The organism is Stakelama pacifica (assembly GCF_004361835.1).
Lineage (GTDB): Bacteria > Pseudomonadota > Alphaproteobacteria > Sphingomonadales > Sphingomonadaceae > Sphingomonas > Sphingomonas pacifica.
Genome location: NZ_SNWD01000008.1, coordinates 44,222 through 69,421 on the forward strand (window position 1 = coordinate 44,222; position 25,200 = coordinate 69,421).

Annotated in this window: 20 protein-coding genes and 1 tRNA gene; 11 read left to right on the plus strand and 10 right to left on the minus strand. The window is 62.6% G+C overall.

Annotation, left to right across the window (positions count from 1 at the left end):
* Window positions 1-5 precede the first annotated feature (5 nt).
* Complete coding sequence (locus EV664_RS12005) at window positions 6-881, plus strand: metal-dependent hydrolase (RefSeq protein WP_133495966.1); 876 nt, start codon at window positions 6-8, stop codon at window positions 879-881.
* 43 nt (window positions 882-924) lie between these two features.
* On the opposite strand, the gene EV664_RS12010 is transcribed toward EV664_RS12005, so the two are convergent.
* From EV664_RS12010 to hspQ, 4 genes are all read right to left on the minus strand, one after another.
* Entirely contained in the window at window positions 925-1,479 is a 555-nt protein-coding gene (locus EV664_RS12010) for a GNAT family N-acetyltransferase (RefSeq protein ID WP_162848839.1), read from the minus strand.
* A 170-nt stretch (window positions 1,480-1,649) separates the two neighbouring features.
* Entirely contained in the window at window positions 1,650-1,919 is a 270-nt protein-coding gene (gene rpmA / locus EV664_RS12015; protein WP_133495968.1) for a 50S ribosomal protein L27, read from the minus strand.
* 32 nt (window positions 1,920-1,951) lie between these two features.
* Window positions 1,952-2,317 (minus strand): 50S ribosomal protein L21, encoded by a 366-nt coding sequence (rplU, locus tag EV664_RS12020; RefSeq protein WP_133496081.1) that lies wholly within the window; start codon window positions 2,315-2,317, stop codon window positions 1,952-1,954.
* A gap of 134 nt (window positions 2,318-2,451) precedes the next feature.
* Entirely contained in the window at window positions 2,452-2,832 is a 381-nt protein-coding gene (gene hspQ / locus EV664_RS12025) for a heat shock protein HspQ (RefSeq protein ID WP_133495969.1), read from the minus strand.
* A 132-nt stretch (window positions 2,833-2,964) separates the two neighbouring features.
* Between hspQ and EV664_RS12030 the strand changes: the two genes are divergently transcribed.
* The 3 genes from EV664_RS12030 to EV664_RS12040 all read left to right on the plus strand — a co-directional run bounded on the left by EV664_RS12030 (window position 2,965) and on the right by EV664_RS12040 (window position 6,874).
* Window positions 2,965-3,054: transfer RNA gene (locus EV664_RS12030), tRNA-Ser, on the plus strand.
* A gap of 225 nt (window positions 3,055-3,279) precedes the next feature.
* Entirely contained in the window at window positions 3,280-5,148 is a 1,869-nt protein-coding gene (locus EV664_RS12035) for a cache domain-containing protein (RefSeq protein WP_229668241.1), read from the plus strand.
* A gap of 139 nt (window positions 5,149-5,287) precedes the next feature.
* On the plus strand, window positions 5,288-6,874 hold the full coding sequence (locus EV664_RS12040) for an alginate export family protein (RefSeq protein ID WP_229668242.1): 1,587 nt from the start codon (window positions 5,288-5,290) through the stop codon (window positions 6,872-6,874).
* 51 nt (window positions 6,875-6,925) lie between these two features.
* On the opposite strand, the gene EV664_RS12045 is transcribed toward EV664_RS12040, so the two are convergent.
* Window positions 6,926-8,146, minus strand: coding sequence for an MFS transporter (locus tag EV664_RS12045; RefSeq protein ID WP_229668243.1), 1,221 nt, complete (start codon window positions 8,144-8,146; stop codon window positions 6,926-6,928).
* 34 nt (window positions 8,147-8,180) lie between these two features.
* Window positions 8,181-10,412: a beta-glucosidase family protein gene (locus tag EV664_RS12050; RefSeq protein WP_229668244.1), complete on the minus strand. Its 2,232-nt coding sequence runs from the start codon at window positions 10,410-10,412 to the stop codon at window positions 8,181-8,183.
* Between the two features lie 158 nt (window positions 10,413-10,570).
* On the opposite strand from EV664_RS12050, the gene EV664_RS12055 reads away from it, so the two are divergent.
* The 5 genes from EV664_RS12055 to EV664_RS12075 all read left to right on the plus strand — a co-directional run bounded on the left by EV664_RS12055 (window position 10,571) and on the right by EV664_RS12075 (window position 18,087).
* A complete protein-coding gene (locus tag EV664_RS12055) occupies window positions 10,571-13,642 on the plus strand; it encodes a TonB-dependent receptor (RefSeq protein ID WP_133495971.1) in 3,072 nt (1,023 codons plus the stop codon).
* A 144-nt stretch (window positions 13,643-13,786) separates the two neighbouring features.
* A complete protein-coding gene (locus EV664_RS12060) occupies window positions 13,787-14,506 on the plus strand; it encodes a SapC family protein (protein WP_133495972.1) in 720 nt (239 codons plus the stop codon).
* Entirely contained in the window at window positions 14,499-15,530 is a 1,032-nt protein-coding gene (locus EV664_RS12065) for a cupin-like domain-containing protein (RefSeq protein ID WP_133495973.1), read from the plus strand. Before EV664_RS12060 ends, EV664_RS12065 begins: the two co-directional genes overlap by 8 nt.
* Before the next feature lie 47 nt (window positions 15,531-15,577).
* Window positions 15,578-17,023, plus strand: coding sequence for a tryptophan halogenase family protein (locus tag EV664_RS12070; protein WP_229668257.1), 1,446 nt, complete (start codon window positions 15,578-15,580; stop codon window positions 17,021-17,023).
* An 8-nt stretch (window positions 17,024-17,031) separates the two neighbouring features.
* A complete protein-coding gene (locus EV664_RS12075; RefSeq protein WP_133495975.1) occupies window positions 17,032-18,087 on the plus strand; it encodes a LacI family DNA-binding transcriptional regulator in 1,056 nt (351 codons plus the stop codon).
* A gap of 5 nt (window positions 18,088-18,092) precedes the next feature.
* On the opposite strand, the gene hutH is transcribed toward EV664_RS12075, so the two are convergent.
* A complete protein-coding gene (hutH, locus tag EV664_RS12080) occupies window positions 18,093-19,628 on the minus strand; it encodes a histidine ammonia-lyase (RefSeq protein WP_133495976.1) in 1,536 nt (511 codons plus the stop codon).
* A gap of 133 nt (window positions 19,629-19,761) precedes the next feature.
* Here hutH and EV664_RS12085 point away from each other — a divergent pair, with 133 nt between their 5' ends.
* Both EV664_RS12085 and EV664_RS12090 read left to right on the plus strand, forming a co-directional pair.
* Window positions 19,762-20,451, plus strand: coding sequence for a histidine utilization transcriptional repressor HutC (locus tag EV664_RS12085; RefSeq protein WP_211338504.1), 690 nt, complete (start codon window positions 19,762-19,764; stop codon window positions 20,449-20,451).
* A 47-nt stretch (window positions 20,452-20,498) separates the two neighbouring features.
* Window positions 20,499-21,605: a transporter substrate-binding domain-containing protein gene (locus EV664_RS12090; protein ID WP_133495977.1), complete on the plus strand. Its 1,107-nt coding sequence runs from the start codon at window positions 20,499-20,501 to the stop codon at window positions 21,603-21,605.
* 148 nt (window positions 21,606-21,753) lie between these two features.
* Here EV664_RS12090 and EV664_RS12095 read toward each other — a convergent pair whose 3' ends face one another.
* From EV664_RS12095 to EV664_RS12105, 3 genes are read right to left on the minus strand one after another with little or no spacing between them, the layout of a single operon-like run.
* Window positions 21,754-23,808, minus strand: coding sequence for an NAD(+) synthase (locus tag EV664_RS12095; RefSeq protein WP_133495978.1), 2,055 nt, complete (start codon window positions 23,806-23,808; stop codon window positions 21,754-21,756).
* Window positions 23,805-24,311, minus strand: a complete 507-nt coding sequence (locus EV664_RS12100; RefSeq protein WP_133495979.1) for a CinA family protein — start codon at window positions 24,309-24,311, stop codon at window positions 23,805-23,807. Before EV664_RS12100 ends, EV664_RS12095 begins: the two co-directional genes overlap by 4 nt.
* Before the next feature lie 43 nt (window positions 24,312-24,354).
* Window positions 24,355-25,077 carry a murein L,D-transpeptidase catalytic domain family protein gene (locus EV664_RS12105; RefSeq protein WP_133495980.1) on the minus strand — a complete coding sequence of 241 codons (723 nt, stop codon included), beginning with the start codon at window positions 25,075-25,077 and terminating at the stop codon, window positions 24,355-24,357.
* Between the last annotated feature and the right edge of the window lie 123 nt (window positions 25,078-25,200).

Genomic DNA, 25,200 nt, shown 5'->3' on the forward strand with positions numbered 1-25,200 from the left:
AAATGATGACGAAGGCAAAAACTCCCGCGAATCTGACGATTACGCCGCGCGACCGCCGGTTCGGGCGCGATGGGCAATATCGCCGCTGGTGGCTGAACGACGACCCCTATGCGACCGCTTTTTACAACGCGATGTCGGTAACCTTTCCGAAGGGCGAGGGGTTTTTCATCGATTCGGTCCGTCAGTTCCGCGACGGCGCATCGCCCCGGCTTACTGCGGAGATTCGCGCCTTCACCCAGCAGGAGGTGATGCACACCCGCGAACATGTCGCCTTCAACCGGCATGTTACCGATCAGGGTTATGATATCAGCCGCCTCGAACAGCGCGTCGACGATGAAATCGCGCTGACAAAGGGGCGACCGCCGATCGCCAGTCTGGTCGCGACCATGTGCCTTGAACATTTCACCGCGATCATGGCGCATGAACTGATCGCCGATCCGCGGCATCTTGCCGGTGCCGATCAGGCGGCGGCCGATCTGTGGCGCTGGCACGCGATCGAGGAGATCGAGCATAAGGGCGTTGCCTATGACACCTGGCTGCACGCAACGAAGAACTGGAGCCGTTGGACCCGGTGGCGCGTGCGCGCGACGGTGATGCTGCTGGTAACGGTGCGTTTTACCAAGGGGCGAACGCAGGGGATGCTCGATCTGCTGGCGCAGGACGGGCTCACAGGGGCGCGCGTCAAATGGCGGCTGTTCCGCTATGCGTTTCTGCGGCCCGGCATGGCGCGCAAGATCGCGGGCGCATGGGCGTCGTTCTTCCTTCCCGGCTTTCATCCCTGGAAGCATGACGATCGCGCGCTGATCGCGCTGGCCGACAGCGATTATAAAGATGCCCGCCTGCCGAAGCCGAAATCGGGCGCATCGCCGCAGCCGGCCTGATACGCCTTGCCGCGCCCCGTGGTCTGAAACGGGGCGCGGCCGCTCATGCCGCTATGCGAATGGAGCAGGGGCCGGGCGCCGCCTCGTCCTTCAGCACCTTGCGCAGTCGGATCGTTTCGACGGGTTCGCCGCGCGCAAGGCAGGGCGATATCCGGCGTTCCCCGGTCGGTTCAAAGCCGAGCTTTTGCAGCACCCGGCCTGAAGCCGGGTTTTCGACATGAAAGCCCGCCTCGATCTGCGGCAGACGCAGCACTTCGCGTGCGAATTCGATCAGTCCGCCCGCCGCTTCGGTCGCATAGCCACGCCCATGGCAGTCTGGGACGATCCAGTATACCAGTTCCCAGCCTGACCCGGCAATGGGGCGCAGGCCGACGCAACCGACGATCCGCGCGCCCTCATCCTGCGGCGCGACGATCATCAGCCCTTCGCTGGGTACGCGTTCAGAGCTGAGAAACTGCTCGGCATGGCCCAGTGTATAGGGCCAGGGCGCGCGCGACAGATTCTTCACCACATCCCATTGCCCGATCGCGCGGGCAAGTTCGGGGGCATCTTCGATCCAGCCGGGCCGTAAGGTCAACCGCTTGGTACGGACGAACACAGCAACTCTCCTCGTCATTGCACGGCCCTGTCGCACTGTTCGATGACAGCGCGGCGACCATGCGGGGGAGGGAGCAAGAAAAAAGGGAGCCGGGGTGACCCGTCTCCCTTTTTTGCTGGTTCCTGGCTGGAACCCGGGTCACCCTGGTGGGCAACCCGGCCGGTTACCCGTTATTCGGCGGCTTCCGCCATAATCTGTACCGACGCGTATTTGCGGCCAAGCTTACCTTCGCGGAACGCAACGCGACCGTCGGTAAGTGCAAAAAGCGTGTGGTCTTTACCCATGCCGACATTTTCGCCCGGGTAGAATTTGGTGCCGCGCTGACGCACGATGATGTTGCCGGCGATCACTTCCTGACCACCGAACTTCTTCACGCCAAGGCGACGGCCTGCTGAATCGCGACCGTTACGCGAAGAGCCGCCTGCTTTTTTATGTGCCATGTGAGTCTACTCCTCGAATCTCGTAACCGGCCTTATGCGGCGGCGCTGTCGCCGTCGGTCGCTTCCGCCTTTTTGGCGGGCGCCTTCTTGGCCTTCTTGTCATCGCCGACAGCGACGATCTTCAGGATCGTGTGCTGCTGACGATGGCCGTTGCGGCGGCGGTAGTTATGCCGGCGACGCTTCTTGAAAACGATGACCTTTTCGCCCTTCGCCTGCGCGATAATCTCGGCAGAGACGGTCAGGCCGTCGGTCGGCTTCAGCTCGCTGCCTTCGCCCGCCAGGAGCACATCGTCCAGCGTAACCGAATCACCTGCTTCGCCGCCGATCTTCTCGACGACAATCTTGTCTCCTGCGGCAACGCGATACTGCTTGCCGCCCGTGCGCACGACTGCGAACATGGCCCTCATCACTTCTTCAAATGCGTGTGTCCGCATGGACAGCTATCCACGCGGAAATGAAGGCGCGAGCTATGCGAAGCGACACGCCTTGTCAACCTTTCGCGAACGAAAACCCGCCCGCCGTTACAATAGACCTAGTGCCGGTGTTCGCGGCGAAGCGTGTATCGCCCCGGCGAATAGCTGTCGAACAACCCCGTAATTGCCGGATGATCCACCGGTTCGTCGCTATTATCGCTCATCAGATTCTGCTGACTGACATACGCGACATAGCTCGAATCGGCATTTTCGGCGAGAATATGGTAAAAAGGCTGGTCCTTGGCCGGACGGGCCTCTTCGGGAATCGAATCATACCATTCCTCGCTATTGGCGAAGACGGGATCGACATCGAAGATGACACCGCGAAAATCGTACAGCCGGTGGCGCACGACATCGCCGAGATTGAACCGTGCATGGGCGACCGCGGGGGCCGATACGCCGGACTCCAGCGGATTTCTGATTGCTTGGCTACGCTGCATACCGACTAATTTAGCGTTTTCACCGCGCTGCACAAGCAGGTGCTTGTATCATCGTATTTGTTACGTTAAGGCCGCGCCCTCACGACCGGCACCGTGATTCCCGACGACGGGAAACAGGGTGCGAAAATCTGCGGAGAGGTGGCAGAGTGGTCGAATGTACCGCACTCGAAATGCGGCGTGCCTTCACGGGTACCGTGGGTTCGAATCCCACCCTCTCCGCCATTTTTCTTAAGCGTTTTTTCTGAATGTTGCGCGGTCGCTGCGCCGCGTAAAGCTATGCCCACCGCGCGGGCCGGTATGCGTTGCTGCATCCGTGCGGTGCATTTTTCCTGTCTCTTCCGATGGTTCCGACTGAAGTCGTCCTAAAATTGATCCGAAAACATTCATTTCGGAGAAATTGGCGCGCAGTTTTTGGCGCGGCTGAGAATCAGCAAACGCATATTCATCGTGGGAGCAGCGGCTTTTATCGGCCTTCTGCTCGTCACCGCGCTCGCTATGGGGCAGTTGCGCACGTCGCTTACCCGAAGCTTTGAAACCCGGACCAAACAGACGCTGGAGGTCGCGTACAGCCAGCTTGAGCGGTATCATGCCGAGGAACAGGCCGGTCGCATGACCCGCGAACAGGCGCAGGCGGCGGCGCTTCGCAGCATCGATTCGCTGCGCTTCGGCGAAAAAAACTATTTCTTCACCTTTAACGACGATCTGAAAATGATCGGGCATCCCGTGAAGCCCGAACTCGTCGGCACCAGCGTGGCTGAAAAGACCGACGCCAGCGGCCAGCTGCATTTCCGCGCGATGCGCGATGCCGCTGTTTCGCCCGCCGGCGGCGGGTTCGTCCAATATGATTATGAAATGCCCGGCGGGAAGGGCGTGAAGCAAAAGCTTTCCTATGCACGCGGGTTCAAGCCCTGGGGCTGGGTGATCGCGACCGGCGTTTTCAATGACGAGATCGACGCAGCGGTACACCGGGCGATGATGAACCTCGCCAAGATGGTCATTCTGGTGCTGCTGGGCATTACCGGTCTGATCTGGATCATCAGCCGCTCGATCACGCTGCCGCTTCAGGCGATGACGCAGCGGATGCGCACCCTTGCCGACGGCAATGTCTCCGAAGCCATTCCCGGCGTCGATCGCAGGGACGAGCTGGGCGAGATGGCAGGCGCGCTTCAGATTTTCCGCGATCAGGCGATCGCCAAGGAACAGGCCGAAGCGGCGAAGGCAAGGGCCGATGCCGATCAGAAAATGATTGTGTCGCTGGTGTCGAACAAGCTGGAAAAGCTGTCCGAGGGCGATCTGACGAGCAAGATCGACGAAAATGTTCCCGAATCCTATGCGGCGCTGAAAACCAATTTCAACACTGCGATCGCGAATCTGTCCGAACTCATCGGCGCGCTTGCCGAAGCGTCGCACAGCATCGAGACCGGGTCGACCGAAATCGCCGCAGCGTCGGATGATCTTGCCCGCCGGACCGAAAGCAATGCCGCGAGCCTGGAGGAGACGTCCGCTGCGCTGGCGCAGATGAACGACCGGTTGAAATCAAGCGCTCAGGCCGCCGAACGGACGGTCGAATGTACGCAGGGCGCGATCGGCATGGTCGATACCGGCCGCTCGACCGCCGATAAGGCGACCGAGGCGATGGACCGGGTCGGCGAAAGCGCGCGCGGCATCGATGACGTGATCGAGGGACTCGACAAGATTGCGTTTCAGACCCGCGTCCTCGCCATGAACGCTGCTGTTGAGGCAGGGCGTGCGGGTGAGGCGGGGCGCGGATTCGCGGTGGTTGCCGATCTTGTCTCCGCGCTCGCCATGCGCGCCGAGGAAGAATCGAAGCGCGCCCGCGAACAGCTCACCGCGACTCAGGCCGATATCGGCATCGCAGTGGGGGCGGTGAAGAATGTCGACACAGCGCTTGCCAATATCACTGACAGCGTCCGTCAGGTGCATCAGTTCGTCGGGACCATGGCGGAGGATAACCGGGCTCAGGCGATGACGATCGGGGAGATCGCCACCGCGATGAACAGCATGGACCAGTCGACGCAGCAAAATGCCGCGATGGTCGAACAGACTTCGGCGGCCGCCCGCAATCTTGCGAGCGAAGTGATGAGCCTGACCAGCCAGTCGTCGCGCTTCACCGTTGCTGGTGGGCAGGCTGCCCGGCGCCCGGCGGCACCTGCACCTGCACCTGCACCTGCAAAGACAAAGGCTCCGTCCGTCAGAACAGCCCAGCCGATTATCGCGCCGAAGCATTTTGAACCGGCAAATCCAGTCATCCGCAACAGTTCGATCACGTCAGACAGCGACTGGGAGAGCTTCTGACGCAACGCAGCCCGGTGTCGTGCCGGGCGGCATTCCGGTCCGCCGGATTCTCCCATTTCGACCGCCAGCGCCGGGGGGCACGTGCGGCGAAATCCGATCTGCGCCGAGAAAAGAGCGCAACGATTAAGAGAGATATAGAATGACCAAGTTTGTTCGTCGTACCGTCCATGACCTGCCGCTGATCGGGCTTGCGATCCTCGGTTCGGCATGGGCCGGTTCCGCAACCGCGCAGACCGCTGTCGCCAATAACGAGCGTTCTGCCGATGTGATGGTGATCGGGGGCAGACAACAGCGGGTGCCGCCCGCCGATCCGCAGGTGCCGCCGGCCGAAGCGGTACAGCCGCGGGAAGTCGCCAACCCCGCCATCCGCCCATATCCTGCTGACGCGGATGGCATTGGTATAAAGCGCGGCGGCTATAACGGGTCACGCTGGGCCGAAGACTGGCGGTTGATGGCGGACCCCAAAAAGCGGAACGATCCGCTCGACCGGCTGAAATATCTGCCGTTCAACGATGCCGGCGACATCTATCTGACCTTGTCCGGCGAGGTGCGCCTGCGCAGCAATTATATCGGCAATCCCGGTATCGTGGAAAGCGAGCATCGGCGCGAGGATATGCTGCGGTTGATCGGCGGCGCCGATCTGCATCTGGGCGATCATCTGCGATTCTACGGCGAGCTGGGCCATGGCGGTATCAGCGGCCATAATATCGGCACGCCTTCGGCAAAGGCGCGCAACGATCTGATCCTGCAGCAGGCGTTCGGTGAATTCAGCGGCAGGCTCGACAATGTCGACCTTGGCGTACGCTATGGTCGTCAGGAGTTCACCGACGGTCCGCCGCTGCTGGTCGGCGCGCTCGACAACAACACGATCCGTACGTCGCTCGACGGTTTCCGGGGCTGGGCGATGGGCAGCCGCGTTCGCTTCGATGTATTCGATTTCGAATATATCCGGTTCGGCCCGCACGGCATCAGCGATGACAAATCGAACGACGCCACCCGCTTTTCTGGTGTGACGATGGGCATCATGCTGCCCAAGGTCATGGAAGGGCAGCTGTTTTTCGATCCGTTCGTCTGGCGCGAGCGGCTGGATGCAGAAACCTGGGCGGGCGTTACCGCACGCGAAGAGCGGCTATATACCGGCGCGCGTCTTTGGGGCGATATGGGGCCGGTCAATATCGACTGGACGATCGACCATCAGAGCGGAAGCTTCGGCAATCGTGACATCGATGCATGGAACTTCTTCCTCGCTCAGACCTATGATCTCGGTCTTGGCGGAATGAAGCCCGAAGTGGGTATCCATTTCGATTATGGCAGCGGCGGCGGAACCTATGAGGGCGGCACGCTGAAAACGGCGGCAACCCCGGTCGGTGGCAACATCGAATATAGCTATCAGGGTGCGCTCACCATCACGAACCTGTTCATGGTCGCGCCGAACGTGACGGTAACCCCGGTCAAAGATGTGAAGCTGACGCTTGCCTATAACAAGATCTGGCGGGCGAATTCGCAGGATGCGGTCTATCGCGCAAATGGAAAGCCGTATGCGGGTACGCAGAATCTTTCGGGTAGCGATATCGGTCAGGCGTTTCGGGCACAGGCGTCGTGGAAGATCAGCCCGCGCCTTTCGATCACCGGCCGGTACGAATATTTCGCTGCGGGCGATCTGCTCACCCGGCTGAACTATACCGATTCCAACTATGTGGCGCTCTGGACGAGCTTCCGCTTCTGACAAGACTTTGGCGACCGGCGGGGCGGGCTCATGCCTGCCCCGCAAAACTTTTTAACGGCGCCCGCGCACCCCCAGCACCAGCAGCCCGCCCAGAGCGGCAAGCCCCGCCAGCGCGAGCAGCGCGGCGGTGAAATTATGCGGGCTCGCCAGTTGCCAGGTCAGCACCGGCCCCAATAAGGCGGGCAGGGTGTTGGTGAGGTTGAGCAGTCCCAGATCGCGACCGCGATGCTCCGGACTGGGCAGAAGCTGCATTGCAAAGGCGCCGTGCAGCGCCAGAAACGCCTGTGACCCGATCGAATAGGTGAAATAAGCGACCGCCCCGATGCGCGGATCCTCTGCCAGCGCCATGACCACCAGCCCCGCGACCGCAAGCGCCGCCATGGCGAGCAGAAACGGCTTTCGGCGGTGCATCCGGTCGGACAGCCGCCCGATCAGCAGCGTGACGGGCACGGGAAGCAGAAAGGCGATGGTCAGGACATGGCCCACCCGCGCGGCGAGTTGTTCGGGCGAAGCGCTGCTCGCGACGCTTTCGAAATAATAAAAGAGATAGGTCGAAAGCACATTGTTCGCGACCTGCATCAGGATGCGCGACGCCCATGCCACGCCGAGGTCGCGACGAAGCATCGCGCGTTCCTCGATCGGGGGAAGCGCGTCGCTGGTTTTGCGCGAGCGGGTAGCCAGAAACGGCGCAGTGCAGATCGCAAGCGCGAGCGCCGCGACAGCGAGCCGGGTCGCGCCGTTCAGGCTGGTGAGGTCCATCATCAGGGCAGCGCCCCCAGCCGCCAACGGAAAGGCGAGCGACAGCAATGCGCCGGTCAGTCCCTTTTGCGAATCGGGGATTTCATCCGCCATAATCGCGATCAGCGGCGCGAGCAGCAGGTTCACCGCGATCTGTACCGCCATGACCGACAGGACGAGCGGGATCGGGCGAGCAGCCTCTGCCACCGCGAACAATGCAGCGGCGCTGGCCACGATCCCGGCCGCGATCCATCGGCGCCGGCCATTGCCCTGTCGCACCGACCGGTCGCTCAGCCAGCCGAAGAGAATGTTCGACGCGCTCGACGCTATGCCGCCCGTCACCATGCACAGCGTGAACAGCCCCAGCCGCGCATCGCCCGCCATCGCCTGCACCTTGATCGGCAGCAGCAGCGAGAGGAGCGGCAGATAACCGAACACCCCGCCCAGATGGGCAAGCGCGAACAGCAGCAGGAATGCCGCGGATCGCTTTTCGATGGGCCGACCGCTCGGGGCCGGCCCTGTATTCGCGGACAACGCGTTGTCCACGCTCAATTATGCCGTATCGCCATCACGGCTTCATTGTCGCGGACTCCAGCGTCACGGTAAAGGTCCGGCTGCGATCCTCGGCATCATTGGCCAACGCGAGCGTGTAAGTGCCGCCCGCGATCCGCCAGCCGGGCAGGGCGGTGTCATAATCGGCGACGATGCGCGGTTCGGCGGTCAGCGTGACCTTGCGCGTCTCGCCCGGCTTCAGCGTCACGCGCTGAAAGGCGGCGAGCCGCATCGGCGAATCCGATCCGTCGCGCTTCACATAAAGCTGCGGCACCACCGCGCCTTTGCGCTTGCCGGTGTTCACGACGTCGAATGTCACCGACGGGACCTTGCCGCCGCTCGCCTGCGCATTGCGATAGGCGAAGCTGGTATAGCTCAAACCATGGCCGAAGGGGAAAAGCGGCTTTTCGCGCTGCTGTTCATACCAGCGATAGCCGACATTCGCCCCCTCGACATAGTCGACCGGATAGCTTTTGAGCTGATAGTCGGAAGCGTCGGCCGGGTTGGCCGCTGCCTGCGCCTCAAGGCTGTTGAGCTTGTCGAGCCCGACCGGTTCGGGGCGCGGTGCCTGCGATGCCGAAACGGGGAAGGTGATCGGCAGGCGACCCGAGGGGTTGGCCTTGCCCGTCAGAATGTCGGCAATTGCCTCACCGCCGCGCTGGCCGGGATACCATGCCTCGACCACGGCGGGCACCTTGTCGATCCATGGCATGGTGACCGGACCACCGGTTTCGAGCACGGCGATCGTGTGGGGCTGCGCCGCAGCGACTGCCGAGATCAGGTCGTCCTGATGATAAGGCAGCGACAGATTGACTGCATCCTGCGCCTCGGTCGTCCATTGCACCGCGAAAACGATGGCGACATCGGCTTCGGCCGCAGCCTTTTTCGCGCCCTCTACATCGCGCTGATCGACAAAGGTGATCTGGATGCCGGGCATCGCCTTGCGCAGCGCGTCCAGCGGAGAGGAAGCGTGATAGGTGATCCGGGCGAAGGACGATGCCGCGCCCGATCCCAGCGGGATTTCGATGGGAGCACCGCCGACCGAGCGCACCTGACTCGACCCGCCGCCCGAAAGGACGCCGACATCCGCATGGCCGCCGATCACAGCGATTTTTTTGACGCCTGACAGGGGCAGCAGATCGCCCTCATTCTTGAGCAGAACGATGCCCGCTTCCGCAGCGCGCCGCGCAACTTCGGCGTGCGCGGCGTAGTCGATTTTTTGCGCCTTGGCGGGGACCGGATGGTCGAATGCGCCGGAGGAAATCAGGCCGGTCAGATAGCGCGCGACCATATCGTCGAGCCGCGCCTCACGGACCTTGCCGTCGGCGACCGCCGCTTTCAGCGGTGCACCGAAATAGATTTGCTTGTCGAGCTCCTGTCCCGATTCCTGATCGAGTCCGGCATTGGCGGCCTTTACGGTTGAATGCACTGCGCCCCAGTCGCTCATCACCCAGCCCGGATAGCCCCAGTCGGTTTTCAGAATATCGGTGAGCAAATGCTTGCTTTCGCAGGCATAATCGCCGTTCACCTGATTATAAGCGCACATCACCGAAGCGGGATTGCCGCGCTCGATACCGATTTCAAAGGCGAGCAGGTCGCTCATCCGCAGCGCAGCTTCGTCGATCCGGGCATCGAGCACCATGCGCCCGGTTTCCTGCGAATTGAGCGCGAAATGCTTGATCGTGGAGACGATATGGTTGCTCTGAACGCCCGAAATTGCGGCGCCCGCCATTTCGCCGGCGAGCAGCGGATCTTCGCCCAGATATTCGAAATTGCGCCCGTTCCACGGATCGCGCGTCAGGTTGACGCCGCCAGCGAGCAGCACGTTGAACCGCTTGGCGCGCGCTTCCGCACCGATCATCGCGCCGCCGGCATGGGCGATTTCAGGATCGAAGCTGGCGGCGGTGGCAAGGCCGGAGGGAAGGGCGGTCGCGACATCGCCTTTGCGCTGCTCAACCTGATTGGCGACGCCGAGCGAGGCATCGCTCTCTCGCACGGTAGGAATGCCGAGGCGCGGGATGCCGTCGATATGGCCCGCTGAGGGGATCAGTTCCTGATCGGTCTTGCCTGCCGCCATCGGCGGAAACAGGCCGTGGACCAGCGAAAGCTTCTCCTCCAGCGTCATCTTAGCGACGAGCGCGTCGGCACGCGCCCGCGCCTGTTGCGCGTTTTCCGCGGGTTCCTCAGCGTGCAGCACGGCAGGTGCGGCAACCGCGATTACCCAGGATGCGGCAAATGCCAGCCTCATCGATTTTCCCATGTTCAGGCCCTTGCTCACCTTGTTGAAACTGCCCGGCTATTGCCGGTGAATACGGTTACTTGACAGCGCCGAAGAAACTGCGCAAGTGAACGTTATCAATTTCGAGACGCGGAATATACCGCGCCGTTTACATGGGGAGGAATGATATGCGTAGCGTACACGCGCGCACTTTTTCGCGTTTGATTCTCGGTGCTTCCACGCTGGCGCTTGCGACGGTGCCGTTCGCCGCACAGGCCCAGGAAACGCCCACATCCTCGACCATGGGTCAGCCGGGTGATTCGGCAATCCAGAACGATGGTCAGGCCGAAACCGATACGACAGTAACGACTCAGCCGGTTCAGGCGGCAGGTGCGACGCAAGCCGCGGATGCGGCGCAGGACATCGTCGTTACCGGCATCCGCGCGAGCCTTCGCGAATCGATGAATATTAAGCGCGAGGCGCAGGGTATCGTCGATGCGATTTCGGCGGAGGATATCGGCAAATTCCCCGACACGAACCTCGCCGAATCGCTTCAGCGCATCACCGGCGTTTCGATCGACCGCAACAATGGCGAAGGGTCGAAGGTAACGGTTCGTGGTTTCGGTCCTGAGTTCAATCTGGTCCTGCTCAACGGCCGCCAGATGCCCACTTCCGATATCGGCAGTGGCTTCGGTGCGCCTGCGTCACGCTCGTTCGATTTCGCGAATCTTGCCTCGGAAGGCGTTAAGGCGCTGGAAGTCTATAAATCGGGCCGTGCCACAGTTGAAACCGGCGGTATCGGTTCGACGATCAACATCCTCACCCCGCGTCCGTTCGACAAGCCCGGCCTGCGCGGCAGCGTTGCGGTAAAAGGAATTTTGGATACGTCGCGCAACGGCAAGGATCCGATCACGCCGGAAGTGTCCGGCATTATCAGCGATACGTTCGCCGATGAACGCATCGGCATATTGCTGGTCGGCAACTATTCGCGTCGTAAAGCGAGCACCAATTCCGCCAATATCGGGGAATGGCGCGACGGCTATCTGGGCAGCGAAAATGGTTGGGGATCGCTTCCGACCGAGGGCGACCCGCGCTATGCCAATATCACCAATCGCCCGGGTCCGAACGATGTCTATCAGGTGCCGCAAAGCGCGTCGTACAATCTCAACGATATCGATCGTGAGCGGATCAACGGTCAGGCGGTGTTGCAATTCCGGCCGATCGACAGCCTGACCGCGACGATCGATTACACCTATTCGCGCTTTGAGCTGGAAACGCACAACAGCAATGTCGGTATCTATTACAACCATGCCGATACCAGCAGCGCATGGGGCGACGGGCCGATCGCCGATCCGATCTTCTATTCCGAACATTTCCAGCCGCAGGAAAATAAGGACCTTTCCTATTCGGGCGCGCTGACCAAGGTGAAGAATGAGAACAAGTCGCTTGGCGGCAATCTGCAATGGGATGCGCCGGGAGGCGTGACGATCACGCTGGATGCGCATCATTCGACGGCGGAATCGAAGCCGGGAAGCAAGTATGGCAATAGCCAGTCGGTCGGCACTGCGATTTTCGGAGTCGAAGATCAGTCGATCAATTTCCAGAATGAATTTCCGATCATTTCGGCATCGTTCTACCCCGGTATCGATCCGCTCGATGCATCGCTGATCCATGCGACCGGCAATGTGTTCCGCAATTCCTATTTCAAGGATCGGATCAATCAGGTTCAGCTAGCCGGTCATTACGACCATCAGGGCGATTTCCTTGATAGCCTCGACTGGGGCGTGTCCTATGTCGATAACAAGGTCCGCTCGGCCTATGGTTATATCCAGAACGATACCTGGGGCGGCCTCGGCGGTCCCGATGGCAACGAGCTGATTCCCGACGATATATTCTCGCTGGAAACCATTTCGGACAAATTTCCGGGCCTGAAGGGCGTCGGGGCCGACGGGATGATCAACCAGTTCTATACGTTTGATTTCGATCGTCTCGTGCCGCTGCTCGATCAGCAATTCGGGATTTGCGGCGGTGACGGAGACTGCCTCGCGCCGTATAATACCGACCGGCGTATTCGCGAAAAGACGATCGCCCCCTTCGTTCAGGTGGCGACCAAATTCGACATCGCAAACCGGTCTGCGCATCTGATTGCAGGCCTACGGTACGAAGAAACCACCGTGGATTCCTCTGCGCTGGTGCCGACCCCTGTCGGAACGCAATGGGTTTCGGCGAACGAATTCAATATTCAATTCGCAGGGGCCGGGCAGTTTACCCGGTTCAAGGGCAGCTATCAGAACTGGCTGCCTGCGGTCGATTTCGATATCGAGCCGATGCGCGATGTAAAGCTGCGCGCTTCGTACAGCCACACCATCACCCGCGCGGATTATGGAAGCCTTCAGGGCGGGCGGACGCTCGACCAGCTTTTCCGTATCGCGAACGGAACCGGTGGTCAGGGTAATCCGGGCCTGCTGCCCTATAAGTCGAAGAATATCGATCTGTCGGCCGAGTGGTATTACGGGCCGTCAAGCTATGTGTCGGTCGGCTATTTCCATAAGGACGTGTCGAACTTCATCGGGTCCGACCGGTTCGATACGACCGCTTTCGGTCTGACGAATCCGGGGCAGGGGCCGCGTGCTGATGCTGCGCGGGCAGCGCTGGGGCCGACGGCGACTTCCACGGATATCCGCAATTATATCGCCGCGAACTTCACCGAAGGCGTGTTCACCAACGATCAGGGCCAGCTGATCATTCAGGGCCTGCCTGAAGACGATCCGCTGAACTTCCAGATCACGCAGCCGGTCAACAGCGACCAGACCGCAGCGCTGCACGGCTGGGAATTCGCGGTTCAGCACAGCTTCTGGGATACCGGCTTCGGCGTGATCCTGAACTACACGATCGTCAACGGCGATGCGGTGTACGACAATACGCAGCCTGCGAGCGTTACCCAGTTCGCGCTGACCGGGCTCAGCGACAGTGCCAATGCGGTGGCGTTCTATGACAAGGGGCCGATTCAGGCGCGCGTTGCCTATAACTGGCGTGACAAATTCCTGCAGGGAAGCGGGCCTAACCCGACCTATATCGAAGCCTATGGTCAGGTCGATGCCAGCGCGAGCTATGAGTTCATGCCCGGCCTCACCGTGTTCGGAGAGGCAATCAACCTGACCGGCGCGAGCCGTCGCGGTCATACCCGGTCGGATGCTTATGTGACCTTCATCTCCCCCGGCTTTGCGCGCTATTCGGCGGGTGTTCGATACGCCTTCTGATTGCGGCATCGCCGATCAAAGAACGAAAGGGGGTATGCTATGCGTGACCATATCCCCTTTCGGCACCTTCGCCGAGGCCAAGGACATGGCTTGACGCGCCATGGCCTGGCGGGTTTACTTTTCAAAAGGGTCAACGCGTAGTTCATGTCCGATCATCAGCCAGTCACTCCCCAATCGCACGGCAAACTGAAGGTGCATGCCGGTCGGGGTGCCGTATTTGGCGATGCGGTGATGTGCTGCGTCACCGTGGCGGAGGAATTCCGCCGGGTGCAGAATGAATATCCGATCCTGTTTCGCCTGAATCCGGAGCGCGACAGCTTTGCCGCCATGGCATTGTTCGGGTTTCAGGACGGTGAAAATCTGTTCCTGAACGGTGATCGGTGGGAAGCGCGCTATCGCCCGCTGGCGATGGATATTCAGCCGTTCCTGATCGGACGCCCGTCGCCGGAATCTGAGGAGCGGCAGGTACATATCGACATGGCGAGCCCGCGCATTGCGTCGGGACCGGAGGGCATCGCGATCTTCGACGATGCGAACCAGCCGACTGCCTATCTGGAGCGGGTGATCGAGCAACTGGGACAGCTCGATACCGGCTATGCGCGCATGGGCGACTTCATCGCTGCGCTGCGCCGCTATGATCTGCTCGAACCGCTGGCGGTGGAAATCCCGCTCAGTGACGGTTCGACCAATCGCCTGATCGGATTCCACACGATCAATGAGGATCGGGTACAGGCGCTCGATGCCGCCGCGCTGGGCGATCTGCATGGCGCGGGCCATTTGATGCCGATCTTCATGGCGATCGCGTCCATGTCCAATTTCGACGATCTGATCCGGCGCAAAAATGCCAGGCAGGGCGGTGGCTGAGGCAGACCCCGGTATCTTCGCCGCGCTTCAGCCGGTAGAGGAACGGCAGGTCGCCGACGCGAGCGAACTTGACGCTGCGCTTCGTGAGGCTGACCGGCCGTTCGTCGTTCGCGATCTGGTTTCCGACTGGCCGCTCGTTGCAGCTGCCAACCGGTCGCCGGGCGAAGCACGGCGCTATCTGCTCGATCATGCCCGAGACATGGACTTCACCGTTTCGACCGGAGAGTCGGGATCGAACGGGCGGATGTTTTATGACGAGGCGATGGGGATGAACTTCCGCACGCTGCGCGCAAAGCTTCCCGAAATCTTCGCGCGGATGGAGGCGGAGGAGGGGAAGCCCGATGCGCATCCGCTTTATATCGCCTCGACCGATATGCACCGCTTCTTTGAAGGACTGGCTGAGGCGAACAGCATCGACCTTGCGGGGCGAAAGACGCTCGACGGCATCTGGATCGGCACCCCGACACGCATCGCCGCGCATAATGATTTTCCCGACAATCTGGCGTGTGTGGCGGCGGGGCAGCGGCGCTTCACGCTCTTCCCGCCCGATCAGTTCCGCAACCTCTATCCCGGCCCGATCGACAATACGCCCGCAGGCCGCGCAATCAGCATGGTGGATTTCCATGCACCGGATTTCGAGCGCTTTCCAAAATTCCGCGAGGCGCTCGATCATGCGCTGGTGGCGGAGATGGAGCCGGGCGATGCGCTCCATATTCCCTCCATGTGGTGGCACCATGTCGAGGGGCTGTCGCGCTTCAACATCCTCGTCAATTTCTGGTGGCGCGACACGCCTCGCTGGCTGGGACAGCCGCAGAACGCGCTCAACCTCGCACTGATGGCGATCCGCGACCTGCCTCAGGCGGAGAAGGAGCATTGGCGTGATCTGTTCGACCATTATGTGTTCCGCAACCGTGACGAGGACTTCGCCCATATCCCCGAAGACGCGCGCAGCGTGCTCGCGCCGCTGACCCCGCAAAGCGCCGAACATATTCGCGGCTTCCTCCTTCGGCAGCTCAACCAGTGAAGCCGGTGCAGCGGATCGTGATCGCGGGCGGCGGCACTGCGGGCTGGATGGCGGCGGCGGCCATCGCGCATAATATGGGCGAGACGGTCGATCTGACGCTCGTCGAATCGGATGCAATCGGCACGGTGGGCGTGGGAGAATCGACCATCCCGCCGCTTGCCACCTTCAACCGCGTGATCGGCGTCAAAGAGGCCGATTTCATGGCCGCGACCAATGCCACGTTCAAACTGGGCATCTGGTTCGAAGGCTGGCGAACGGGAGCGGCGGACGACCGCTATTTCCATTCCTTCGGGATTACCGGGCGCGATCACTGGACGGCCGGGTTTCAGCATTTCTGGCTGCATGGCCGCGAAAAGGGGCATCACCAGCCCTATGACGATTACTGCCTCGAACTGGTCGCCGCGCGCGAAGAGAAATTCGCGCATCTGCCCGATAATCGGCTGAACTATGCCTTTCAGCTCGATGCGACTGCTTATGGCCGCTTCCTGCGCCGCCTTGCCGAACAGAATGGCGCGCGCCGGGTCGAGGGCAGGATCGCCGAGGTCGAGCTAGACGGGGCGAGCGGCGATATCGCAGCGCTGAAGCTCGAATCGGGCGAGCGGATCGAGGGCGATCTGTTCATCGATTGCACGGGGTTTCGCGCGCTGCTGATCGACGGCGCGCTCCATGCCGGGTTCGAGGACTGGACGCACTGGCTGCCGTGCGACTCTGCAATCGCGATTCAGACTGAAAGCGGCCGGCCCGCGCCGCCTTTTACCCGCGCCATGGCGCATGATGCGGGCTGGCAATGGCGCATTCCGTTGCAGCACCGCACGGGAAACGGGCTGGTTTATTGCAGCCGCTATCTGTCGCGCGACGACGCGCTCGCGCGGATCGAGGGCAATCTGGAGGGCGCGGCGATCACCTCGCCCAATTTCCTGCGCTTCACCACCGGCGCGCGGCGGCGGCAATGGCATCGTAATTGCGTCGCAATCGGCCTGTCGGGCGGGTTCATGGAGCCGCTGGAATCGACCAGCATCCATCTGATCCAGCGCGCGATCCTGCGGCTCATTCGAATGATGCCCGCCGGCGGCGTCATCAGCGAGCGCGACATTGCCGAATTCAACGATCAGCAATTGCTCGATATGGAGCAGATCCGCGACTTTCTGATCCTGCACTATAAAGCGACCGAGCGGCGCGACAGCGCGTTCTGGCGGCATTGCGCGGCGATGGAGATTCCCGACAGCCTTGCCCAAAAAATCGAACTCTTCCGAGAAACCGGGCGGGTTTTCCGCCGCAACGAGGAGTTGTTCGCGGAAAACAGCTGGGTGCAGGTGATGATGGGGCAGGGGATCGTGCCGCAGCGCTATCATCCGATCGCCGCGAAACTGGGCGAGGCCGAACTGGACCGGTTGCTGTCGGGCCTGCGTCAGGATGTGGCACGAACCGTGGCCTCGCTGCCTTCGCATACCGATTATATCGCGCGTTATTGCGCGGCTGATACTACCGCCTGATCGATACCATGGCGCGCCGCAAACAAACCGTGACGATCAAACATGTCGCCGCCGATGCGGGCGTGTCGCTGCAAACGGTCAGTCGGGTGATCAACAAGGAGCCGAATGTCCGCCCCGCCATGCGCGAGCGGGTGCAGGCGTCGATCGAGAAGCTGGGCTATGTTCCCTCGATCGCTGCGCAGCGGATGAGCGGGTCGCGCTCCTATCTTATCATGGCGCTCAACGATCGTGAGCGTACCATCGCCGACTGGCGCAAGCGCGAGGGTACGGACTGGGTCGATCAGATGCTGCTGGGCGGTATGCTGACCTGCGCCGAACATGGCTATCGCCTGATCGTCGAGCTGATCGACACGCATAGCGACCATATCGAGCGCGAATTGCTTGGCGCGATCGCCGCGCTGCAACCCGACGGCGTTATTCTCACCCCGCCGCATTCGCAGAATCAGCGGGTGATCGAACTGCTTCACGATCATGGGATCAGCGTGGCGCGGATCGGCTCGCTTAGCGGTGGTCCGGGACTGCGCTTCACGATGGATGACGAACGCGCCGCGCGGCTGGCGAGCGAGCATCTGATCGGGCTGGGGCATCGCCGGATCGGCTTCATCGCCGGATCGCCCGAATATGAACTGAGCGCATGGCGCGTCGATGGCTGGCGCAGCGCGATGCGTGCGGCCGGACTGTCGGACGCCGGATTGTGCGAGGACAGCGATTTCAGTTTCGAATCCGGGCGGCGGGCGGCGCTGGCGCTGCTGGGAGCGCCGGACCCGGTAACCGCGATCATCGCGAGCAATGAGCAGACCGCGCTTGGCGTGATGGCGGTCGCACGCGAACAGGGGGTGTCGATCCCCGATGACTTGTCGCTGATCAGCTTCGACGATACGCCGCTGGTCCGCTTCGGCACGCCCGCGCTCACCGCCGTGGCGCAGCCGATCGCCGAAGTGACCGCGCGCGCGGTCGAAGCGATTATCGAGGATCGTAAAACGAAGGAGACGCTCGACCGGACGGCAGTGGTACCCGCCGGGCTGATCGAGCGCGAATCCACCGCACCGCCGCGCAAGCGCTGACCGGGTCAGGCGAGCGCGGGCAGCGTCACCTGTACCGCTTCGCCGAGCGCACCCGACCGGACAAGTCCGGCCGCCACCGCGATGTCAGGGTGGAAATGGCGGTCGTCTTTCAGCGTCGGCACCAGCGCGCGCAGTTGCGCCCGCACTGCCTCCAGCGCTTCGGACGAGGTCAGCGGCGCATGGAAATCGCACCCCTGCGCCGCCGCGAGCAATTCGATGCTGAGCACCGAATGCAGATTCTCCGCCATCCGCCCCAGCCGCCGCGCGCCATGCGCCGCCATCGATACATGATCTTCCTGATTGGCGGAGGTCGGGATGGAATCGACGCTTGCCGGATGGGCGAGCTGCTTATTCTCGGAAACCAGCGCCGCTGCCGTGACCTGCGGGATCATGAAGCCTGAATTGAGGCCGGGGCGGGGCGTGAGAAACGCGGGCAGGTTGGACAAAGCCGGATCGACCAGCATCGCCACGCGGCGTTCGGCAATCGACCCGATCTCGCAGATCGCCATCGCGATCATATCGGCGGCAAAGGCGACCGGCTCAGCATGGAAATTGCCGCCCGACAGCGCCTCCAGCGTATCGGCGAAGATCAGCGGATTGTCGGACACGCTGTCCGCCTCAATCTCCAGCGTACGTGCGGCATTGGTGAGCACATCGAAGGCAGCGCCCATGACCTGCGGCTGGCAGCGCAGGCAATAGGGGTCCTGCACGCGCGGATCATCGACGCGGTGGCTGGCGCGGATCGCTGATCCGTTCATCAGCGTGCGCAGCGCATCGGCGACCGCGATCTGGCCGGGATGCGGGCGCAGCGCATGGATGCGCGGATCGAACGGCGCATCGGTGCCCTTCGCCGCTTCGGTCGACAGCGCGCCGGTGACGAGTGCTGCGCGGAAGGCGGTTTCCGCCTCGAACAGTCCGGCGAGCGCGTAGGCGGTCGAAAATTGCGTGCCGTTAAGCAGCGCCAGCCCTTCCTTCGGGCCAAGCTCGACAGGAGACAGGCCTGCGCTCTGCAATGCCTCGGCCGCGGGCATGATCTTGCCCCCGACCATGATCTCGCCCGTGCCGATCATCGCGGCGGCCATATGGCTTAACGGAGCAAGATCGCCGCTCGCGCCGACCGACCCCTGCGCCGGGATGACGGGCAGCAATCCCTGTTCCAGCATCGCGCCGAGCAGCGCCAGCGTGTCCGGCCGGATGCCCGACGCGCCGCGGCCAAGGCTCACCAGCTTCAGCGCCATCATCAGCCGCACGATCGCACCCGGCATGGGTTCGCCTACCCCGGCGGCATGGCTAAGCACGATATTGCGCTGAAGCACCGCGAGTTCGTCATCGGCAATGCGCACGCTCGCCAGTTTTCCGAAGCCGGTATTGATGCCGTAAACCGGCTCGCCCCGCGCAAGGATGCGCTCGATCGCCTCCGCACCCCTTGCTACTGCCGCGTCGCAGGCAGGATCGAGCCGTGCACGGGCGCCGCGATAGATTGCGCGCCAGTCGGCAAGCCCGACCTTGCCGGGGGTGAGGGTCAGCAGTTTCAGATCCATGTGCTTCGCAATCTTGTAATTCGATTATGTCTAGTCATAATGACCGGCAGATGTTGCGACACATATCCGCCTGCCGAACGGGGCACCAGCCCCGGCGTGTCAGGCGGTTCCGCAAACAGGGGCCGATACGCGCATGGACGACGATCTGACGCTGGACCAGCGCATACGCGGCGATATCGAAGCGCGCATTCGTTCGGGCGAATGGCCGCCGGGGACGCGCATTCCGTTCGAACATGAACTCGTGCGGCAATATGGCTGCGCGCGGGCGACGGTCAGCAAGGCGATGGAGAAGCTCGCGCATGCCGGGCTGATCCACCGCCGCCGCCGGGCAGGATCGTTCGTCGCGCGGCAGCAGGAGCAATCCGCCGCGCTCGACGTGCCCGACCCTGCGAAGATCGCCGCCGAACGCGGCGAGCGCTATCGCTGGAAACTGGTGCGTATGCGCAAGATGCGCGGCGCGGGCGATATGCCGGGCATGGTGCTGTTCGTCACCGGGGTGCATCTGAGCAACGATGTGCCGCTCGCACTCGAATATCTTACCGTGTCGCTTGCCACGGTTCCGCATGCGCTAAGCGCGCCGTTTCAGCGGATTTCACCCGCCGACTGGTTGCATGAGCGAATTCCCTGGACCGATGCCCGGCACCGCATTCGCGCAGTGGAGGCCGATGTCGACGATGTCGCCCTGCTCGACGTGCCGCTCTATACCGCCTGTCTGTCGATGGAGCGATCGACCTGGCGTGCGGGTCAGGCGGTGGCGCGCTTGCGTCAGCTCTATCCCGGCAACCGCTATGAGCTGGTGGCGGAATTCAGCGCAAGCACCTGATCCTGCACGGCTTTACAGCGGCGCGGCGGGACGTGATACTCGCCGCCATGATGGAAAGGCTCACTCGCCCGCTCCGTCGGCTGTTTCTGTCGGCGCTCGTTCTCCTCACCGCTGTGGCGGCCTTCCCGGTTCAGGCGCAGCAGCCCGCGCCGCAACAAAAGGTTATGACCGTCGCGACCCGTCCCGCGCCGCCCTTCGTCATCAAGGGCGATGACGGGCAGTGGCACGGCCTCGCCATCGATCTGTGGCGCGATATCGCGCGCGATCGCGACATCGAATACCGGCTGGTCGAAACCGATCTGAAGGGCATGGTCGATGGCGTCGCCGATGGCCGCTACGACATGAGCGTCGGCGCACTGACCGTAACGCCGCAGCGTGAGGCGAAGGTTGATTTCACCCATCCGTTTCAGAGCACCGGCTTCGGGATCGTGGTGGGAAAGGCGCCGCCCAGCTGGTTCCTGCTGCTGCGCAACTTCTTCACCTGGAGCTTTTTGCAGGCAGTGCTCGCGCTGCTCGGCCTGCTGGCGGTGATCGGCCTGCTCTTCTGGCTGGCTGAGCGGCGGCACAATGAAGCGGAGTTCGGCGGCGGCACCGCAAAGGGCATCGCATCGGGCATGTGGTTTTCCGCCGTTACGATGACCACGGTCGGCTATGGCGACAAGGCACCGCGCAGCGCGGCGGGCAAGATCCTGGCGCTGGTATGGATGTTCGGCGCGATCATCATCATTTCGACCTTCACCGGCATGATCGCATCCTCGCTGACCGAAGGGCGGCTGGCCGGGCGGATCACCGGCCCCGACGACCTGACAGGCGCTACGATCGGGTCGATCCGGGGATCGGCGGCGGAGGAATGGCTCGACGATCGCGGGCTGGGTTTCGAAAATGAAAAGTCGATCGCGGATGGTCTGAACGCGGTGCGCGACGGCCGGATCGACGCGTTCGTCTATGACCGCCCGCTGCTCGCCTATCTGATGCGCGAGGGCGCAGCGGGTAAGGGGCTGCGGCTGGTGCCCGGCACGTTCGGGCGGCAGGATTATGCCTTTGCCCTGCCGCAGGACAGTGCGATCCGCGAACCGATCAACCAGTCGCTGCTGCGTGAGATTGAAAGCACCGAATGGACGAACAAGCTGAAACAGGTGCTGGGCAAGGAATAGCGGGCGCTGAGCTAACCATCGTCATTGCGAGCCCCGTAGGGGCGCGGCAATCCATAGCGGCGCGTGGATCGGTGGATCGCTTCGTCGCTTCGCTTCTCGCGATGACGGCCGCCTGTTCAATCCCGGCCCCCGCCGGGGGTGACGCAGCTCACGCTTCCGGCAGCGCTGCTTCCAGCTCGTCGATCCACACCCGCGCGGTGCCGTCCGACGGCGCGCGCCAGTCGCCGCGCGGGGAGAGCGCACCGCCGCCCGACACCTTCGGCCCGTTGGGTAGGGCCGAGCGTTTGAACTGGCTCGTCTGAAAGAAGCGCCACAAAAAGGAGCGCAGCCATTTCGCGATTTCTTCCAGCGCATATGCGCGGCGCAGATGATCGGGAAAATCCACGGGCCAGCGGCCCGCCTCCGCATCGTGCCAGGCATGCCAGGCAAGGAACGCGACCTTTGACGGCTTCATCCCGAAACGGATGATGTGATGCGCGAAGAAATCGTTCAGCGCATAGGGGCCGATCTTCTCCTCGGTCTTCTGAATCTCGCCATCCTCCCCGGCAGGCACCAGTTCGGGGGAAATGTCGGTATTCAGGATCGCGCGCAGAATATCGTGCGTCGCATCGTCATACTGGCCCGATGCGATACACCAGCCGATAAGAAACTGGATCAGCGTCTTGGGAACGCCGCTATTGACCGCATAATGGCTCATCTGGTCGCCGACGCCATAGGTGCACCATCCGAGCGCCAGCTCCGAAAGGTCGCCGGTACCGAGCACCATGGCTTCGCGCTGATTGGCGAGGCGGAAGAGATAATCGGTGCGCAGCCCCGCCTGAACATTTTCGAACGTCACGTCATGCACGGGTTCGCCTGAAGCGAAGGGGTGTCCCATATCCTCGAGCATTCGCGTCGCGGCGGGGCGGATGTCGATTTCTGCGCCGGTAACGCCCAGCGCGTTCATCAGCGCCCAGGCATTGTCCTTTGTCGCATCGCTGGTCGCGAAGCCCGGCATGGTGAAGCCCAATATGTCCTTCCTGTTCCGGCCCATCCGGTCGAACGCCTTTGCCGCGACGATCAGCGCATGGGTGGAATCAAGGCCGCCGGACACGCCGATCACGATCCGCTTCACGCCCGACGCGACGATCCGCTTGCGCAGCCCCTCGACCTGGATGTTAAAGGCTTCGTAGCAATCCTCGTCGAGCTTTTCGGGCGTGTTGGGAACGAAGGGGAAGCGGCGGACGGCGCGCATCAGGCCCATATCGCTCCGCGCAGGACGGTGTTCGAACGGCACCCGGCGAAAGCGCGTTTCCGGATGGCCCGCGGCGACGGCGGCATCGTTGAACGTCCCCATCCGCATCCGTTCAAGCCGGATGCGCGCGACATCGACATCGGCCAGCACGATTTCGCTCGCAAGGTCGAACCGGCCTGACATGGCAAGCGGTTCGCCCAGCTCGTGGATCATCCCCTGACCGTCCCAGGCAAGGTCGGTCGTGCTCTCCCCCGGCCCGGCGGCGGAATAGACATAGGCGGCGACGGCGCGCGCCGAATGCGCGGCGGCAAGCATCGTCCGGTCGCGACCCTTGCCGATCACGATATTGGAAGCGGAAAGATTGGTGAGGATCGTCGCGCCGGCCAGCGCGCCATAGGTCGAGGGCGGGATCGCTGCCCAATAATCCTCGCAAATCTCGGCATGGAAGGCGAAATCGGGCAGGTCGCTCGCCGCGAAGATCAGGTCGGTGCCGAACGGCGCGCGCTGGCCCGCCACCTCGATCTCCAGCCCGGTCAGCCCGGCGCCGGGCGCGAACCAGCGTTTTTCATAATATTCGCGATAATTGGGGAGGTGGCTTTTCGGCACCACGCCGAGAACCCGCCCGCGCGAAATCGCCACCGCGCAATTATACAGTCGTCCGTTGCGGCGGAGCGCCACGCCCATCAGCAGGGCCGGGGAGAGCGTCTCGCTCGCCTCCGCCACCCGGGCCAGCGCTGCCTCGCTCGCATCGCACAGCGCGTCCTGCAGATGGAGATCGTCGATCGCATAGGAAGACAGGTTGAGTTCGGGAAAGACCAGCAGGTCCGCCCCCGCTTCGTCCCCCTGTTTCGCCAGCGCGATCGCGGCATCGGCATTGGCGATGGTGTCGCCGACCGTCGCGACCGGCGTACAGGCGCCGACCCGCACGAAACCGTGAGTATGCGCAGCGAAAAAGGGGTGGTTGGTCATCCGATCGCCTGTCTCAGCATTTCCAGTGCAGTGCCGATAGCGCGTATTCGGGTCGGACCGCGACCGATATCTCCATAATGTTCTTCGCGCGTCACGGTTTCCGCGCCCGACCGCGCACAGCCGAGATAGACGAGACCGGGTTCATCCTCGGGACCGCCTGGCCCGGCAAAGCCGGTCACGGCGAGCGCGATATCCGCGCCTGATGCGGCCAGCGCGCCGTCCGCCATTGCCTTTGCCACCGCAGCGCTCACCGCGCCGCAGCGGTCGATCTGTTCGGGGGCGATGTTGAGCAATTCGCATTTCGCCGCCTTGCTATACACGACGAAGCCGCGTTCAAAGGCGTGGCTGACCCCTTCGACATCGGTCAGCAGCGAGGCGAGCAGCCCGCCGGTGCAGCTTTCCGCGACGGCGAGCGTCAGGTCCTTGTCACATGCGGCTTCCAGCACATCATGCGCGGCGCGTTCGATGGAATCGGGAATTGCGGGGCTGAGCGTTTCAGTCATGCCCCGAAAATAGGGGGCTCGGCGGCCCCCGCAACAACTTCGATCAGACCTTGCCCGCGAACAGCATCCGGCCTTCGCCGAGCATCGCGAACAGGGGATCGCGATGCGTCTCACCCACCGCGAAACAGCCTTGGCTGCGGCCCAGCATGCCGTGCTTTTCGATCATATCGGCGTTGGCATACCATGCGCCGTGAATGACGATGGCACGCGCACGGGCATTGTTGTTCGTCGGGTCGAGCCCGTCGAGCCGCTGCGACTTGCCGTGCTTGCCGACATAATAGTTTGAGGTGACATAGGCCCCCTCACTGGTCGAGTTCGAATTGGGCACGTTCGAAAAGCGGTGCAGATAACCGCTGTGCGACGGGTCGGACCCGCTGCCGTGCGACACCAGCACTTCATGCATCGATCCGTCTTCCAGATTGATGACCTGAAGCCGCGGCTTGGCCGAAAAGGGCGTGAAATCGGCGATTGCGATGACGTCGCGCTTCGCGATCGCGCTGCCATGACGGTCGAGCGAAGCGAGCGCGCGCTGGAACAGTTCGGGGCGAACCCCGGCAGGCGCGACCGGCGCCTTTGCGACGACCGGTTCCACTGCGGCCGGCGCGGGCGCTTTGGGAAAATGCGGATCGATCGCAGGCCCGGTGGCCGCGCTCTGTTCGGTCATCACGGAGCGCGCGCAGCTTCCCAGCACCATGGCGGAACCAAGCGTCAACCCCGAACGAAGAAATGCCCGCCGCGAGCGCGCATCGATATTTTCTGTATTCATGGACAATGTCCCCCGACTTTGTCCCCCTTTTTCGTTACCCCTGCTTATAGCAGATCGTGCGCGAAAATCACCGAACGGTTCCCCGATACGGCGCGCTTCGCGCACGGTTCATCGGCCAAAAAG